11 protein-coding genes are annotated in these 16,152 nt (G+C 51.3%); 7 read left to right on the forward strand and 4 right to left on the reverse strand.

The window, feature by feature from the left end; translation table 11 throughout:
• Window positions 1–127 precede the first annotated feature (127 nt).
• Entirely contained in the window at window positions 128–835 is a 708-nt protein-coding gene (locus CF651_RS24640) for an MgtC/SapB family protein (RefSeq protein ID WP_094017572.1), read from the forward strand.
• Window positions 836–1,149: 314 nt separating this feature from the next.
• A complete protein-coding gene (locus CF651_RS24645) occupies window positions 1,150–2,313 on the forward strand; it encodes a sulfite reductase subunit alpha (protein WP_245856140.1) in 1,164 nt (387 codons plus the stop codon).
• A gap of 140 nt (window positions 2,314–2,453) precedes the next feature.
• Here CF651_RS24645 and CF651_RS24650 read toward each other — a convergent pair whose 3' ends face one another.
• A complete protein-coding gene (locus tag CF651_RS24650) occupies window positions 2,454–3,215 on the reverse strand; it encodes an SDR family oxidoreductase (protein WP_094017545.1) in 762 nt (253 codons plus the stop codon).
• Between the two features lie 157 nt (window positions 3,216–3,372).
• Between CF651_RS24650 and CF651_RS24655 the strand changes: the two genes are divergently transcribed.
• Window positions 3,373–4,284 carry an AraC family transcriptional regulator gene (locus CF651_RS24655; RefSeq protein ID WP_094017546.1) on the forward strand — a complete coding sequence of 304 codons (912 nt, stop codon included), beginning with the start codon at window positions 3,373–3,375 and terminating at the stop codon, window positions 4,282–4,284.
• A gap of 79 nt (window positions 4,285–4,363) precedes the next feature.
• Here CF651_RS24655 and hxlB read toward each other — a convergent pair whose 3' ends face one another.
• Complete coding sequence (gene hxlB, locus CF651_RS24660; RefSeq protein ID WP_094017573.1) at window positions 4,364–4,921, reverse strand: 6-phospho-3-hexuloisomerase; 558 nt, start codon at window positions 4,919–4,921, stop codon at window positions 4,364–4,366.
• A 23-nt stretch (window positions 4,922–4,944) separates the two neighbouring features.
• Window positions 4,945–5,577: a 3-hexulose-6-phosphate synthase gene (gene hxlA, locus CF651_RS24665; protein ID WP_094017547.1), complete on the reverse strand. Its 633-nt coding sequence runs from the start codon at window positions 5,575–5,577 to the stop codon at window positions 4,945–4,947.
• A 188-nt stretch (window positions 5,578–5,765) separates the two neighbouring features.
• Here hxlA and CF651_RS24670 point away from each other — a divergent pair, with 188 nt between their 5' ends.
• A complete protein-coding gene (locus tag CF651_RS24670) occupies window positions 5,766–6,119 on the forward strand; it encodes a winged helix-turn-helix transcriptional regulator (protein WP_094017548.1) in 354 nt (117 codons plus the stop codon).
• 240 nt (window positions 6,120–6,359) lie between these two features.
• Here CF651_RS24670 and CF651_RS24675 read toward each other — a convergent pair whose 3' ends face one another.
• A complete protein-coding gene (locus CF651_RS24675) occupies window positions 6,360–8,624 on the reverse strand; it encodes a helix-turn-helix transcriptional regulator (RefSeq protein ID WP_094017549.1) in 2,265 nt (754 codons plus the stop codon).
• A gap of 351 nt (window positions 8,625–8,975) precedes the next feature.
• Between CF651_RS24675 and CF651_RS24680 the strand changes: the two genes are divergently transcribed.
• The 3 genes from CF651_RS24680 to CF651_RS24690 all read left to right on the forward strand — a co-directional run bounded on the left by CF651_RS24680 (window position 8,976) and on the right by CF651_RS24690 (window position 16,151).
• On the forward strand, window positions 8,976–14,159 hold the full coding sequence (locus CF651_RS24680) for an S-layer homology domain-containing protein (protein WP_179232977.1): 5,184 nt from the start codon (window positions 8,976–8,978) through the stop codon (window positions 14,157–14,159).
• Between the two features lie 111 nt (window positions 14,160–14,270).
• Complete coding sequence (locus CF651_RS24685) at window positions 14,271–15,068, forward strand: helix-turn-helix domain-containing protein (RefSeq protein WP_094017551.1); 798 nt, start codon at window positions 14,271–14,273, stop codon at window positions 15,066–15,068.
• Window positions 15,069–15,173: 105 nt separating this feature from the next.
• The gene (locus CF651_RS24690; protein WP_094017552.1) at window positions 15,174–16,151 is read left to right on the forward strand and encodes an ABC transporter substrate-binding protein; all 978 of its coding nucleotides are present in this window, start codon (window positions 15,174–15,176) and stop codon (window positions 16,149–16,151) included.
• The last annotated feature ends 1 nt before the right edge of the window (window position 16,152 follow it).

Raw genomic sequence — 16,152 nt, forward strand, 5'->3', positions numbered from 1 at the left:
CCGGTAATGACATGGTTACGCGCGAGCGGCTTGAGTACTATGGAAGGCAGATGACAGGAAATATACCGTCGGCATAAAGGTGACGGGATGCTTTAAGCGAAGGAGGAGAAGTGCCGTGTTTGAGCCGATGGCAAGTACCTGGGAAATATCCCATCTGGATTTGATCGTTCGTATGGTATTGGCAGCCGTGCTGGGAGGGCTTATCGGCATGGAGCGGGAGTGGAGCAATCATGCGGCCGGTTTCCGCACGCACATTCTGGTTTGCCTTGGATCGGCAACCATTATGCTGATGTCGATCTACGGGTTTACGCAGTTCGTGTCGGAGCCTAATGTAAGGGTCGACCCAGCCCGTTTGGCTGCGCAGGTCATCAGCGGCATCGGATTTTTGGGCGCGGGAGCCATTATGCGCAACGGCAGTGCGGTCAAAGGCCTGACGACCGCGGCTTCGGTCTGGACGGTGGCTGCGATTGGCCTGTGTGTCGGAGCGGGCTTTTATACAGGGGCATTCGTTTGTACGGGCATGGTGCTCGTCAGCCTGTATGCGTTGAACAAATGGGAAAAGCATCTGCTTCGCAACCGCCGGTATCATAATCTGGAGATGACGATTTATGATGCCCCGGGATCGCTTGGGCGGATTGCTACGATTTTCGGAGAGCATCAGATTCAAATATCCGATCTGAGGATCGAGCCGATGGAGCCTGAACATCGGTTTCCGCAGGAAGCAGGTAAAATGCTGCTCGCCTTCAAGCTGAAAAGCGTGAAGCCGGACAAGCTGCCGCTTGCGGTGGAAGCGATTCGGAGGCTGGATGTCGTGTCCAGCTTGACGGTCGTCTAGCCGGGTGAGCGTGGGGCTGACAAGAGCTCAAATATTGAAAAAACAGTGAAGCTTGAGTCCAAGCTGCAGCTGCAAAAGATATCGGCGCAATGAGCCTGGCCCCTTCATTATGTAAAGAATTGAATCATTGCTTATCGGTGCCGGGGGGCGTTCCACCGGTATTTTTTGCATAGGAGAAGGTATGGGGAGAGGCCGGTCAGGTTAGGTTAGTAAAATAAATTAAAAATATAAATATTTAGAAATGTAAATGAAAAAAATATATCTGATTTTTTCTTCATGTGTTATCCTAGATAAATATAATTATTGAGGTGAAGATGATGCAATCTACTGAAGTTAAAAAGGGACTAGCTGCATTTTCGAGGACAAATCCATTCCAAGCGAAAGTGCTTAAGAATGTAAATTTAAATGGAGCTGGCTCCAGTAAAGAAACCCGGCATATCGAGCTGTCGTTACAAGGATCCGACCTTTCCTATGTACCCGGTGATTGCCTTGGCGTGATCCCCGAAAATGATCCGGAGCTCGTGGCCGCCCTTCTTGAAGAAATGAAATGGGATGCAGAAATGCCTGTTGTCATTAATAAGCAAGAGGAGCCCCTTCCTTTAAAAGAAGCGCTGTTAAAGCACTTTGAAATTACGCTATTGACGAAAAAAATTATGCAGCAGGCAGCAGGGCTGACAGATAACGAAGAGCTGCAAAAGCTTGTAGCCAGCGAAGATGCAAATCAACTGAAAGCCTATATGGAAGGACGCGATTTGCTGGACTTGCTGCAGGACTTCGGTCCGTGGAAAGCATCTGCTCAAGAGATTGTCTCTTTGCTCAGAAAAATGCCGCCGCGGCTTTATTCCATTGCAAGCAGCATCGCTGCTAATCCGGAGGAAGTGCATCTGACCATCGGCGCTGTGCGCTACACGGCTAACGGACGCGTAAGAAAAGGCGTTTGTTCCGTTCAATGTGCCGAACGTCTTCCTGAAGGAGATACGATTCCGGTATTTATTCAGCAAAACAAGCACTTTAATCTGCCGGAGTCGCAAGACCAAGATATTATTATGGTGGGTCCGGGGACAGGCATTGCGCCATTCCGCTCCTTTATCCAGGAACGGGCGGTTAATAAAGCGGCAGGGAGATCGTGGCTGTTTTTTGGAGACCAGCATTCAGCGTCGGATTTCCTATATAAGAGCGAGCTGGAGCAATATCAGCAAGATGGGGTACTAACCCGGTTAGACGCTGCCTTCTCCCGCGACACGGCTCAAAAAGTATATGTGCAGCATAAAATGCTGGAGAACAGCAAAGAGTTGTTTGCATGGCTGGACAAAGGAGCATACTTCTACATTTGCGGAGATAAGCAGCACATGGCGAAAGATGTCCATAATACGCTTATTGATATCATTGAACAAGAAGGCGCGTTGACCCGTGAAGCGGCGGAAGCGTACCTGAATGCTATGCAGGAGCAAGGACGCTACCAGCGCGATGTGTATTAAAAGGAACAGGTGCCAGGGCACCGTCCAATAATGTCCAAAAGAGTGACTTTATTTCCGCAAGCAGCGGACCTGAGAGTCACTCTTTTTTTGTTGAAATTTGCGAAGCGTGTACCGGACCCGTTTTGGGGGAGTCTGTAGGCTTACATCTGTGCAGTGGGGCGGATCACGATCTCGTTCACATCAATGTCGGCCGGCTGCTCAATTGCGAATGCAATTGCGCGTGCAACCGCAACCGGCGGCATCGCCAGCGTATCCCGGACGGTGGCAAGCCGGTCCCTTTCCTGCTTATTTGTCATGCCATCCGTGAAATTTGTTCGTACGATACCCGGCGAAATGATCGTTACGCGCAGCTGATCCCCTGCCTCCTGACGCAGCCCCTCGGAAATTGCACGAACGGCGAACTTCGTACCGGAATAGACCGATTGGTTCGGTACGGTTTTATGTCCCGCTGTAGAGGCGACGTTCACGAAATGTCCGGCATTCTGCTTGCGAAAGACGGGCAGCGCTGCGGCGATGCCATACAGCACACCCTTCATGTTGACGTCGATCATGGCCTCCCAATCTTCGACACGCAGGTCATCTAGGGGGGAAATCGGCATAATGCCTGCATTGTTGATGAGCACATCTAGCTGGCCATACCGTTCGCATGCCAACCCGACAAGACGGGACAGGTCTTCAGGTCGTTTCACATCCGTACTTACATAAACGGCCTCACCGCCCCGACTCACGATTTGTGCCGCCAGCGACTCGAGTCGCTCGGCTCCGCGTGCCCCAAGCACGACCTTCGCTCCACGCTCGGCAAGCAGAAGTGCAGCGGCCTCACCAATTCCACTGCTTGCGCCGGTAATAGCGACGACTTTGCCTTTGATTCCAGACGTAATTTCGTTCTTTTCCAAGCTCATCATCGAATCCTTCTTCCGTTTAATATTGGTTTTCACTTTGAATTATAGGGAAAATCAATAGATCCCAGGTAGACGATTCTGACGCGTTCCTTGCCTAATCCTGCCCCACTTGGTTACAATAGCCTCACAGATTGGAAGCAAAAGGAGGGTAAGCAAGATGAGCCAACTCGTTTCCACGCCTGCCGTTTCGAGCTATCAACACGAATTGGCCGGATTGATTGAACGTCACACGTCCATGGATGGCAAGCACAATACAGCGATTCCCGACCTTTGTTTCAGACGTGCTTCCCAGGTATCGGAGCCGACGAATACCATGAACATTCCCGCGCTTTATGTCATCGCCCAAGGCTCCAAGACCGCTATATTCGCAGGGGAAAGCTACCGGTGCGATTCGGCTGCTTATATGGTGAGCTCCGTTCACCTGCCGGTCATCGCGAGAATTACAGATGCGTCGCCGCAGCTTCCGTATTTAAGCCTTCAATTAACGCTGACCCCCGATGTCATGCTTGATATCGTCAAGAAGACCCGTCCGCTGGGAAGCGGGGAGACGGGACGAGGCCTTTTGGTGAACCAATCCACGCCTCCCTTATTAGATGCGATTTTACGGCTCGTCAAACTTTTGGATACGCCGATGGATATCGAGATGCTTGCTCCGCTTATCATCCGCGAAATATTTTATCGGGTGATGCAGGGCGAGCAGGGAGCGCTGCTCAGACAGTTCGCCGTGATCGGGAGCTATGCACAAAGCATTTCCGAAGCGATACATCTGATTAACCGTAATTATACCGAGCCTCTCGTCATCGAAGAGTTGGCAAGAACGGTAAGCATGAGCCCCACAGCTTTGCACAAGCATTTCAAAAAAGTAACTGCAATGAGCCCGCTGCAGTATCAAAAGGTCATTCGACTACAAAAAGCACGCCAGCTGCTGCTCACGGAAGGCTTGGATGCCGCCACGGCAGGTTTTCGCGTAGGTTACGAAAGCCCTTCCCAGTTCAGCAGGGAGTACGCCCGCACATTCGGACGCCCGCCGATGAGTGATATCAAGCACCTGCGCGATACGAGGATTTGATGAGAAATAATAGATTGCCAAAAAAAGAACAACGCAGTCACTGCCGGGATGGCAGAACACTGCGTTGTTTTTGTATGCATTATTCCAGGTTGGCATGTCTGCCGAACATGGCGGAGCCGTCGAGCTCCTGTCGATCCATCATCCTTAATATGATGGAATCGAATACCAGGAGCAGGCTCTGCTCGAAGAGAGAGCCCATCGGTTGAATCGTAAAGGACTCTTGATCCGAAGCCTCCTTAGGGGAGGCTAGTACTTGAATCACAACATCGGATATTTGACCGATGGTTGATTCAGGGTTCGTGGTAGCCGCAGCGAGCGAGGCGCCGATGCCTTTGGCCTTGGCGGCCATAACTGCGAGGCTCTTCGTTTCCCCCGAGCCGGAGCCGATGATCAGCAGGTCGTCCGGTCCTAATCCCGGTGTGACGGTTTCACCGACAACATACACTGCAAAGCCCATATGCATAAGCCGCATTGCAAAGGCGCGCATCATCAGACCGGAGCGGCCGGCACCGGCGACGAACACCTTTTGCGCTCTGGCGATTCTCTCCACCAGCTGCTCGACGGACTCCTCCGACAGCAGCTCGAGCGTCCGCTGCAGCTCGTTGATCATGGCACTCGTGTAATCGCTTGTTCTCATCGATGGCTTCGACGTCATGGCGATTACCCTTGCTGAATCAGCTTCTGCATCTCAGCGGCAACGGATTTCTTGTCCTCGTGTCCGGTAATGCCGCCGCCGACGATGACGAGATCCGGATTCGCTTTAATGACTTCCGGCAGGGTGTTCAGCTTGATGCCTCCTGCGATGGCTGTCTTCGCGTTTTTCACGACACGCTTGATCGCATTCAGCTCTTCAAAGGAATTTTTACCTGCCGCTTGGTGATCATAACCGGAGTGCACGCAAATGTAGTCTACGCCCAAAGCGTCAATTTCTTGCGCGCGCTCTTCGATGTTTTTCACGTTGATCATGTCGACCATGATTTTTTTGTTTTGCTTGCGGGCTTCCTGCACGGCTCCCGATATGGTCGAATCGTCGGATGCGCCTAACACGGTAATAATATCCGCTCCGGCTTCGGAGGCTTTCATGACCTCGTAGCCCCCGGCGTCCATAATTTTCAGATCAGCCAGCACCAACAGATCGGGAAACGCTTCTTTGATTTCTTTTACAGCTTTCAGGCCTTCATTTATGACAACGGGCGTCCCGATTTCTACGATGTCGATATAAGCCTCCACTTCCTTGACCACTTGCTTGGCTTCCGGAATATTGACTAAATCCAATGCTAATTGTAATTGCATGCTATTCACTCCTTAGACAAATAGTTGTTTTTCGCTTGAACAACACTTATTCTAAGACTATGCTTTCGATAAAGGAAGTACGCACTTCAAAGTGGTGTAGTTACCGTCATGATACTATTGTATATTCACAGGTATTACAGGCAGGCAGCTTTATATAAAATGAATAAGCGCAGGAGGGATCTGCTCATATGGCGAGTCAATTAAAAGAGCGAATCGATTTGAAGATGATTAATTGTGAAAAGGAATTGACCCTTGCGGTCATCGGCGGCAAATGGAAGCTTATTATTTTATGGCATCTCGGGCTTGAAGGGACGAAGCGGTTCAGCGAGCTGAAGAAGCTCATTCCTTCGATAACGCAAAAAATGCTTACCAACCAGCTGCGCGAATTGGAGGAGGATCTGTTGGTGGCGCGTAAAGTATACGCCGAAGTGCCGCCGCGGGTGGAATATTCACTGACGGAGTACGGGGAAAGCTTGATGCCGATTCTGAGGCTAATGTACAGCTGGGGTAAGGATTATGGGGAACAGGTTGTCTGGAAATAAGGGGAATACCGGCTTTCAGACCGAATAGGGGGTAACAAAGCAGCACAAAGCACCACAGAGTGGAACAAGAAGGGAGGAGTGTGGGATGGAGAACCTTTCATTCAAGGAACACGGACTTCAACAGCGGTCGGAATCCCACATCCATCCCTTTCTATGCACCAACGTAAATCATGCGCGAAGGACGCCGCGAGGCGTTCTTCTTTTTTTGCGAAGCATAATCCCGGATCGGTCGGTGAAGCGTCAGGAGCTTCTCGCCACCAAATGCGTTCTGCGGTATTCCCCCGGCGACAGTCCGGTACGGTTTTTGAACATGCGGTTAAATGAGGAGATGTTGCGGTAGCCGACCTGCAGGCCGATGTCCTGAATCGTGGTATCCGTATGAATCAGCAGCTCCTGCGCATGGCGCACCCGGGTGTCGTGCAGATGCTCCATGAAATTGACCCCGGTTTTTTCCTTGATATAGGTGGATACGTACGCAGGTGTCAGATTCAGCTGTCCCGCCAAAATATCGAGCGAAATATCCTCCGCATAATGCTCTTGAATAAGGCTCATGACATGATCGATGATCGGATCAGCGGCTTCCTTTTTCTCACGGATAAAAGCAGACACCGCCCGCAAATATTCTCGGTATGTCCTCGTATACTCCTCTAACGTACAGCATTCCGCGAGCTGCTGCATCAGCGGCTTCAGCCTCCAGGAGGTGCTGGCCTCCACCTTGTAGTGCTCCAATATTTTTTGCGCTTGGGTGGATATGTTGTGAGCCAGCAAACGGAACAACAGAACCGTAGCTTCCTCTTGATGGAGCGTCATTAACCAGCGTTCCACTAATGCAACGGCGTCTTGTTCATTGCCGGACTGCAGAGCCGCCGTCAGCTCCTGCTCCTGGGTTAGCGTAAGTGCATAGGCGGATCGGCTCGATTGCCACTCCGTCACAAGCTGCGTTTCCTCCAGAAGCTTGGCCTGCTGTGCCATTTCCTGCACCTGACGGTAAGCATGCCCAAACTGGGAAGCATGGCTGAACCAGGAGCTGATTGCCGCCGTTACGAGACAGTAGCGCCGGTCGCGGTCCAGAATCGGCTTCAATTGCTCGACCATCGCCACAATCTGTTCCTTCTCATTCCCCGGGATGACCGAGAGAAACTGATGCTTCTCCATCTGAAACGTATGAGAGTTGGGAAAGCGCTCGTCGGTGACGAGCTTCAGATGCTCCCCGATCGACTGGGCGGCCTGCTCCCGATTGATCGGCAGGTCGATAAAGGAGACCGGGCGGAAGCGCAGCTCGTACAGCACAACGACGAAGCTCTCCTCGTTTCCTTGAATGCTCTGCCAGCTGTTCAGCTCCTGGTTGATGCTTTTCAGCTTGGAGATGTAGTCGAAGCTGGTCAGTACGGACTGCTGCTGCTGGAGCTCTCCGCGAATATCCTCTTTGTCCCTCAGCAGTCCCTGAATTTTAAGGCTGATTAGATCAAATTCATGGATTTGACTATGCAAAGGGCCATTATCCTGCGGATTGGATATGGAAGAAAGCAGCTGCCGGACCGGTTTATGAATTCTTTTGCTGAACAGGACGGAGATCAGGAGCCCGAGCAGCACGGTGACAGCCCATACAAGCAGCATCATCCAGTTCAAATGCCTCAGCTTCTCGTTGAACTCGCGGGTGGGGACGGTCAGAATATACTGCAGCCCTCCGGCATCTTTGGATGCAAAATAATAATTCCCGTTCTGTACGGTGTAATGGGTATCGTTGTCGATTGCTGCAAGACCGGCAAGAACCTGCTCATCGACGGCAGGCACAGGACGACCGGTTTGAAAGAGCGGACGTTGATCCGCAGAGAGAACGGTCAGCTGCGCATCCGATGCGTCTCCCAGGATACCCTGCTGCATCCGGTTCGCGTCGATCATGGCGATTAGCATATAGCTGGCCATATGGGGCTTGATCGAATAAGGAATGAGCCGTTTCGGCGCGGCTTCCTCCTTGGCGTTGTAGAAGTCTGCGGCCGGGTGAAGCATGAAGTTGTTCTTACGCTCAAACTGCTCGTGCCAATAGCTCAACGGATAGCTGCCGCTTTTATAAAGAGAGCCAAGCGTTTCCTCAGGAGAAGCCGGACCGTATTTGTTGACGGCCAGAGGAGAAGCATGAAACAGCAAAATCAAATTATCGAGATAGAGCTCCGACTGGCTCGCCGTATTTTGCAAATCCTGCACGATAGGGCGGGTTTTGAGCTGCTCGTAGGCTGCTTTTTTTACAATTTGGGTTTCCAGATTCGTGACATCCCGGTCGGTGTATCGCTCGAAAAGAACGGATTTGATCCGTTCAAAATGCAAGTGATACCGTTCCGCGGCATGCTGCAGCTTTAACCCGTTCTGCTCCACCATTTCGGAATGCAGATGCTTTTTGACAACCGAGAAAATAAGAAAGTCGCACAGAGTAAACAGCAGGATCAGGATGACAAAGCTCGCCAGCATTCTCCGAAACAGCGAGATTCGGACAGGTGTCGCGTTCATCGGCAAAGCGCTCCTTTTATGTAGAAACTTGTCGAATCATTCTTTCTCTAATTGTAGCTTAAAAGGCATGTAAACGGTATGGGCTGTTTTTATGCCGCCTTCCCGTTTCTACGGATGGACCGCTTCACACAAGCTTTACAGGCCCGGAGCAATTGCGGCAAAGGATCGCAAAAGGTGTGTATAGCCACCTGCCGGACTCCTGGTTATGATCGGACAAGAACGATACATTCCTCAGGATGAGGGAGGGCAGACAGGTGCATTTCAGGCATCCCTTGTGGAGTTTTCCACAGAAGGCCGAAGCCTGAGTCGCAGAAGGAATGGATCCGATCATCAATGAAACAGGAGCGTGCAATGGAATTGAATAAGTTAACCAAAAGGAAAAGATGGGTCTCCATGCTGACGTCCGGCGCGATGCTGCTGGGCATGTTCACCACCTCTGCTCTGGGCGCCGTGACGGTTCATGCGGCCGATACGGTAGATTATGCTAAGGTGCCGAAGCTGCTTATTACGGAGCTTGTACCGGATAGTACGAATCTGTCGGGCAAATCGGTTGATGCTTATGAATTTATCGAGGTGTATAACAACTCCAAGCAGCCGGTAAGCTTCAAGGATTACAATCTGGTTTATCATAATGACAGCGACAGCTCCAATACGGTCTGGTCGGCTGTCTACAACAATGATATGACGATCCCAGCTCAACAGGCTATCGTACTGTGGGTGATGAACGCGGATAACACGAATGAAACGGCAGATGCTTTCAATAACAATTACCATACGAATTTACAGGAAAATGTCAATTTGTTCCGATTGAGCGGTGGCGGCGGCATGCATAACAGCCAACCGAGAACATTGGTTATTCAAGATAAATCGGGAAAAGAATTGGCATCGGCCTCTTATCAGAATGACATTCAGACGGTAAAAGATATGGGCATTCTGTACTCCTACCCTGTGGACGGTACGACCAAGCAGGTGATGATGCCGAACCCCGGCACCGTGGCTGCATCGCCTGGAACCGTGATCCCTGCTCAAGTGCCGGGGACGGCCTCGGATGAAGGAACGCAGGGACCTGCGCTTCCGAATCAGCCTCCGGTCATTACCCATACGCCGGTTACACAATCCGGAACGGCGGAGAATTTGATGATCACCGCCCAAATTACGAACCCGGAGAGCGGAAACGGCCAGGATGTATTGACGGCGGAGCTGTTCTACAAGACCGCTTCCCAGACGTCATTCACTTCTGTAGCTTTGAATCTGGCGAGCGGCGATGAATATCGCGCCGTCATTCCGAGAGAGGCACTGAATGAAGCCGAGCTGCAATATTATCTGCAGGTGAAAGATAGTGCGAACACGGTGAAAACGGACACGTATACGGTAAGCGTCAGCCTGCCTGACTTCGATGTCACGAAGGTGCCGCCGATCCTGATCACGGAGCTCGTGCCCAACAGTACGAACGTAGGCTCCGCCGACGGCTATGAGTTCATCGAAATCTACAACAATACGAACCAGCCGATTTCGTTCAAAGACTACAAGCTGTACTACCGGTATACGGATTCCGGCCCGGATGCGGATATCATTTGGCCGTCGGACCAGGAGGATTTGGTCATTCCCGCACAAAAGCCTTTTGTGTTCTGGGTCATCAACAGCCAGAATAAAAGCAAAACCGTTGCCGATTTTAACACCTTGTATCACACAAGCCTGGTGGAGAATCAAAACATTGTGAAGGTGTACTCGGATGGCATGGCTAATACGTCCAAAAGAGGCGTCGCCATCGCAACCAACACGCATGTGGATGTTTCCTCGGCCTATTACGATGGATCCTTGAAGGATGAAACGAAGGAAAATAAAGGAGTTTACTACAAGTTCCCGATGAATGGCAGCACCACCATGATCAAATACAGCGCGGGAGCCAAGGAGGCCACACCTGGCAGTGTGGAGCCGGGGCAGGCACCTGATCAAATGATTATCGTCAAGCCGGATACCGCGGCACCGACGTTTGCAGATCTGACTGGCATCCAAGCGATAGATCAGTCGAAAAATCTGGAGATCAAAGCGGATGCGAAGGATGATCGGCAGGTCAAGACGATGGCTCTTTATTACAAGTCTGACAAGCAGATGGAATATACGAAACGGTATTTGCTGGAGAGCTACAATGACTCTCTTTACCATTACACGCTGTATTCGCCGGATTTAATCGGAAGATCGGAAATTGAATACTATTTTACCGTTTCCGATGGCACGAATGAAATTCAGTCACCGAAGTACAAGGTGCAGATTACAGGAGGAAAGGAACGGTCCGATCTGCGCTTGAACGTGAAGAACGGAGAGATTGTCAAAGGAACCCGTGTGGTGAAGGGGACGGCTGAACAGGCGGGACCGGATACACTGAAGCTGGTTATCGATGGCCAAGACTTGTCCCCTGCAGCCTTTCCTGCGGTGGAAAACGACGCATATTTCGCTTTCGAGGCGAACAGCGTCAATTACTACTTCAAAAATGGCGTAACGATCGGTAAAGAAATTTTGTACACGTTCCAAGACCCGATTAATACTTACACGACGCTATCGGTTCCGATTCAGTCCGACCGGTTGAAGCAGAGCGGCAACGTGATTTCCATTCGTGCGGGCTCGAAATCTTCTCCTTTTGACGATCGTGCGGAGGAGAATAAAGACGATTTTACCGTGAAAAATGTGCGTCTTGTGTTTGCGGATGGTACGGAGTACTGGGACAGCCGTTACGCGAACAAGGATCAGGAGATTAAAATGGGCGACAGCAGCGGAAGATTCCCTGCCGTAGACTTTAATTTTGACCTGCCGGCAAATAAGTTAGCGTCCAAGGCGTACGCATGGAACACGGCGGCCGTACAGGACGGGCCGCACCAGGTTACTGTCAGCAGCGAGGTGTACGGGGCGGTAACGGCCCAAATTATCGTAGACAACACGGCACCGGTCATTGTTCCGTCGGTCGAGGACGGTCAAACGTACCGTGGCTTCCTGACCATCGACGCCCAAGTCACGGATGCGTTGGCAGGTGTAGAGAAGACCGAAGTGACATTGGACGGCAAGGAATTAATGCTGCCTTATGCGACAACCTCCTCCGAGCTGTCGGCGGGCAAGCATGAGCTGGTCATTCATGCGGTGGATAAGGTAGGCAACGCGGCGGAGAAGAAAGTGAGCTTCGAGGTGCCGCAAGAAAATCCGCTGCAGCCGGAGGTCGTATATCCGCAGAACGAATCGGCCAATGTGGAGCAGAATGCGGGCTTGACGGTGAAGGTGACGGACCCGACGAACGACAAGATGAATGTGAGCTTCTATAGAGGCTTTAGTTATGATGCCAACCATAGGGACGGCTTGACTGCATTCAAGAATGCATCGGATATCGAGCCGCCGAGCCAGCTGAAGCCGGCTGGAGAGCAGCCTTTGTCGGAAGAAGAGTACAATCAGATTCGTGAAGTGGATGGAAAATATTTGGAAAGCGATTCGATCGAGCAGTTTCCTTACCACCGTTTTGAAGTAAAGCTGGACGATGCGGTCAAACCGACGGACCGTGTAGAGATTGAGTGGAAGGGCAAATCATTGGAAGGCCGTAAAGTCAGCCTATATGCGTGGAGCCCGACTGCAAATCAATGGAAGCAGCTGGATACCCGAGTGGCGGGTACGGAAGATTTTGAGCTGCTTGCTACCGTTCAAGCCGGCGATTATTCGGTGAATGGAACGATTCATACGATCGTGCAGGACGAACTTCCCGTATCCCAGCAGCCATATGACTTCTCCATGGTTTGGATGTCGGATACGCAGTATTATTCGGAAAGCTACCCTGAAATATATGAAGGCAACGTCAAATGGATTGTCGATCACCAAAAGGATATGAATATTCAATACGTGATTCATACCGGGGACATTGTCGATGAGGCCGATAAGGAGTACCAGTGGCTTGAGGCCGATAAGGACATGAAGGTACTGGAGGATGCGAAAATTCCGTATGGTGTACTTGCCGGAAATCACGACGTATCCCACCAAACCTCCGACTATACGCAGTATTGGAAATATTTTGGCGAAAACCGGTTTAAAGTACAGCCGACCTTTGGCGGCTCCTATCAAAACAACCGCGGTCATTATGATCTGATTTCCGCCGGCGGCAACGATTTTATCGTCGTCTACATGGGCTGGAACATCGGGGATGAACAGATTGAGTGGGTTAACGAAGTGGTGAAGCAGTATCCGGACCGCAAAGCGATCCTGAACTTCCATGAATACCTGCTTGTATCGGGCAACCGCGCTCCGGTTTCGGATCTTATTTTCGAACGGGTCGTCAAGCCGAATAAGAATGTTTTTGCGGTATTGTCAGGTCATTACCACGATGCTGAGGAGTTGATTGATCCTATCGACGATGACGGTGACGGGATACCGGACCGCAATGTGTACCAAATGCTTGCCGACTATCAAGGTGCAGAAAAGGGTGGACTCGGCTACATTCGCCTCCTGCAATTCGATATCAAGAACAATAAAATTTACGTAAAAACGTATTCGCCTTACCTGGACGATTATAACTACTACGACCCTAAGGAATACCCGGGTAAAGATGAATTTGCATTGGACGTCGATTTGAAGCCGATGGTGAAACGCGTCGCTACCGATTACATGGGCGTGAAGGTGTACACGGACCAGCAGATCGGGAAAGCGGAGGGCGTGGCAAGCTCCCAGCAGGCCTCCGTATATTGGAGCGGCTTGGCTGCGAACCGGTACTACCAATGGTACGCAGCCGTGGAGGACGGCAACAGCGGCCATACCGTATCGGACATTTGGGGCTTCACCACCCGCGGGCCGAAAAAGGATCATTCGAGCGGCAGCTCGGGAAGCACAGGCACAGGCTCGGGGAATCCGGGTACGCCTGAGGCACCTGAACAGCCGGCAGCGCCTGGGTCCGATGGGAAGCCGTCCGTAACGCCGACACCGGGACAGACGCCGAATCCGGCTCCAGCTCCGGGAGGACATCCTTTTAAAGACGTCACAGAGTCATATGCGTGGGCCCAGGCTGCGATTCAGCAGCTCGCCTCCAAAGGCATTATTCAAGGCACCTCGGAGACGACGTTCGAGCCGCAGAAGCATATTACCAGAGCGGATTTTATGACCTTACTTGTTCGTGCGCTTGGCTTGAAGGCCGATTTCGATTCGAACTTCAGCGACGTGCAGCCGGGCGATTATTACTTTGAAGCGTTAGGTATTGCCAAAAAGCTCGGCATCTCCGATGGAATTGGAGACAACAAATTTGATCCGAGGGCGCAAATTACGAGACAGGACCTGATGGTGCTGAGTGCAAGAGCGCTTCAAGCAAGCAGTCTTTTGCATAACCAGGGGAAGGCTGCCGATCTGCAAGAGTTTAAGGACCATGCGCAAGTGGCTTCCTACGCGAAAGAAGCGGTGGCCTCGATGGTGAAGGCAGGTTTCGTTGAAGGAAGCAATGACGGACTCCAGCCGCAGGGCTATGCAACAAGAGCCGAAACGGCGGTCATCATGTACCGGATTTTTATGAAGAAATAAAGCTGCAGTCAACTGATAGCCGCAGGAAAAGGTCATCCTTTTCCTGCGGTTTTTTAAGTGTTATGATGAGGTTTTACAGGATGGAATGAAGAAGGAGAAGGGGGAGAGCGGATGAATTTTCAACAGCTTGTTGCGATGATTCCGGTGTTGGATCAGATTGGTTTGAGTCGTGCTAATCAGACCTTGGAAGCTGTGGAACACCGTCATGTGTTGATTATTGTCCTGAGCGGGCATCTGACGATTACCGCATCGGACGGGGACCCGGCCGTGGTTACGCAAGGGTATGCTTGTCATCCCCTGCACGGCCCCTTCACCCTTCAAGTTCCCAAGACCAAAGAAGCGGAATATATGGTGATCACTTACCGCGTGTTCCCGGACAACAGCGCTTGGACGCTGCAAGGGCCGCTTCGCACGCTTAGCGAGGTCAAGATTAAATACATGCTGGACGAACTGGTCCGCACAACGGATGAAATCCATACCCATTCTGCCGAGGAAGAGGCGGCGCAGCAATTCAGGAAGCGCCTTATCTTGGAGCGGATGCTGTTTATTTTTTTGTACGAAACCCACATGACGCAGGAGGAAACGGCGTCGGGTGTATCGATTGAGGAATCTTTATCCTATATGAACGAGCATTATATGCTGAAGCTGAGTCTCCCTATGCTTGCAGCGCGGGCCGGTATGAGTGAAGGGCATTATACGGTGCTGTTCAAGCGGCATACGGGGATGACCATGACGCAATATTTGCGCAGGCTTCGAATCGACAAGGCGAAGCAAATGTTTCAGCAGACCGGGTTAACGGCCAAGGAAGTATCGCAGCGGGTCGGCTTTGCGGATTATTTTCATTTCAGCCGTATATTTAAACAGGAGGCGGGCTGCTCGCCTACGGCGTACCAGAGGAGCCTGCAGTAAATCTAAAAATATAACATGTCCTATCTAAAGATTAGATATGGTCAATAGGGAGAGTTGCGGCTAAAATAAGTTGAGAATAATTATCATTATCAGGAGGAACATCATATGCTTCATAGGATTCATCGCCGTACGCTTCATTTCACATTAATGCTTGTATTGATTCTTAACCTTGCCGCCTGCGGCTCATCCGCCACCTCACAGGCGCCGTCAGGCAGCGCCGGCCAACAGTCTGCGCCAGTAGCTGCCTCCCAGGACGGAAAGATTACTGTCGATGACGCGCTGGGCACTGTAACCTTGCCGAAGAAGCCGGAGCGGATCGTTACGATGGATTTCAGCTTTACGGATATGCTTGTGACATTGGGCGTTCAGCCGGTAGGCATTGCCGACGACAGCAGCCCGGATTTGTTCATGGATGCCGTCAAAAGTAAGTTAACGAAGTACACCTCCGTCGGTTCCCGTTACGAGCCGAACATCGAGCTGATCAGCTCGTTGAAGCCGGATCTCATTATTGTAGATATTAACAAGCATAAAAATGCGCTGACGCAGCTGAAAGCGATCGCTCCGATTGTTGCGCTGGACGATTTTCAAGCCGATTACAACCAGATGCTGAAAAATTTCCTGATCACCGCCAAAGCCGTCGGTAAGGAAGAGGAAGGGAAGAAGCGGCTTCAAGAGCATCAGGCGAAGATGGACGAGGCGAAGAAGAAGATCAAGAACGCCAGCCTGACCGTGCTTCCGGCCGTGGTGAACCCGAAGGGCTTCTTCGGCCATTCGGACCATTCCTATTCCGGCTCAATGTTGAAAATGCTGGGCTTCACGGATCCGGTCAAGAATGATGCGGCCTATCCGCAGCTGACACTGGAGCAGCTGGTTGAGACGAACCCGCAGGCGATGTTTCTGATGCCGACCGAGAAGGTGACGATTGTCAACCAATGGGAAAGCAACCCGTTGTGGAAGAAAATCGACGCGGTAGCCAACAGCAAAATGTATACCGTTGAAAGACGCGACTGGTCGTTATCCCGGGGGATGCTGGGAAGCGAGAAGATAGCTGAAGATCTCGTGAAAGCTTTAGGAGAGAAATAAG

This window comes from Paenibacillus rigui (genome assembly GCF_002234615.1).
Lineage (GTDB): Bacteria > Bacillota > Bacilli > Paenibacillales > NBRC-103111 > Paenibacillus_S > Paenibacillus_S rigui.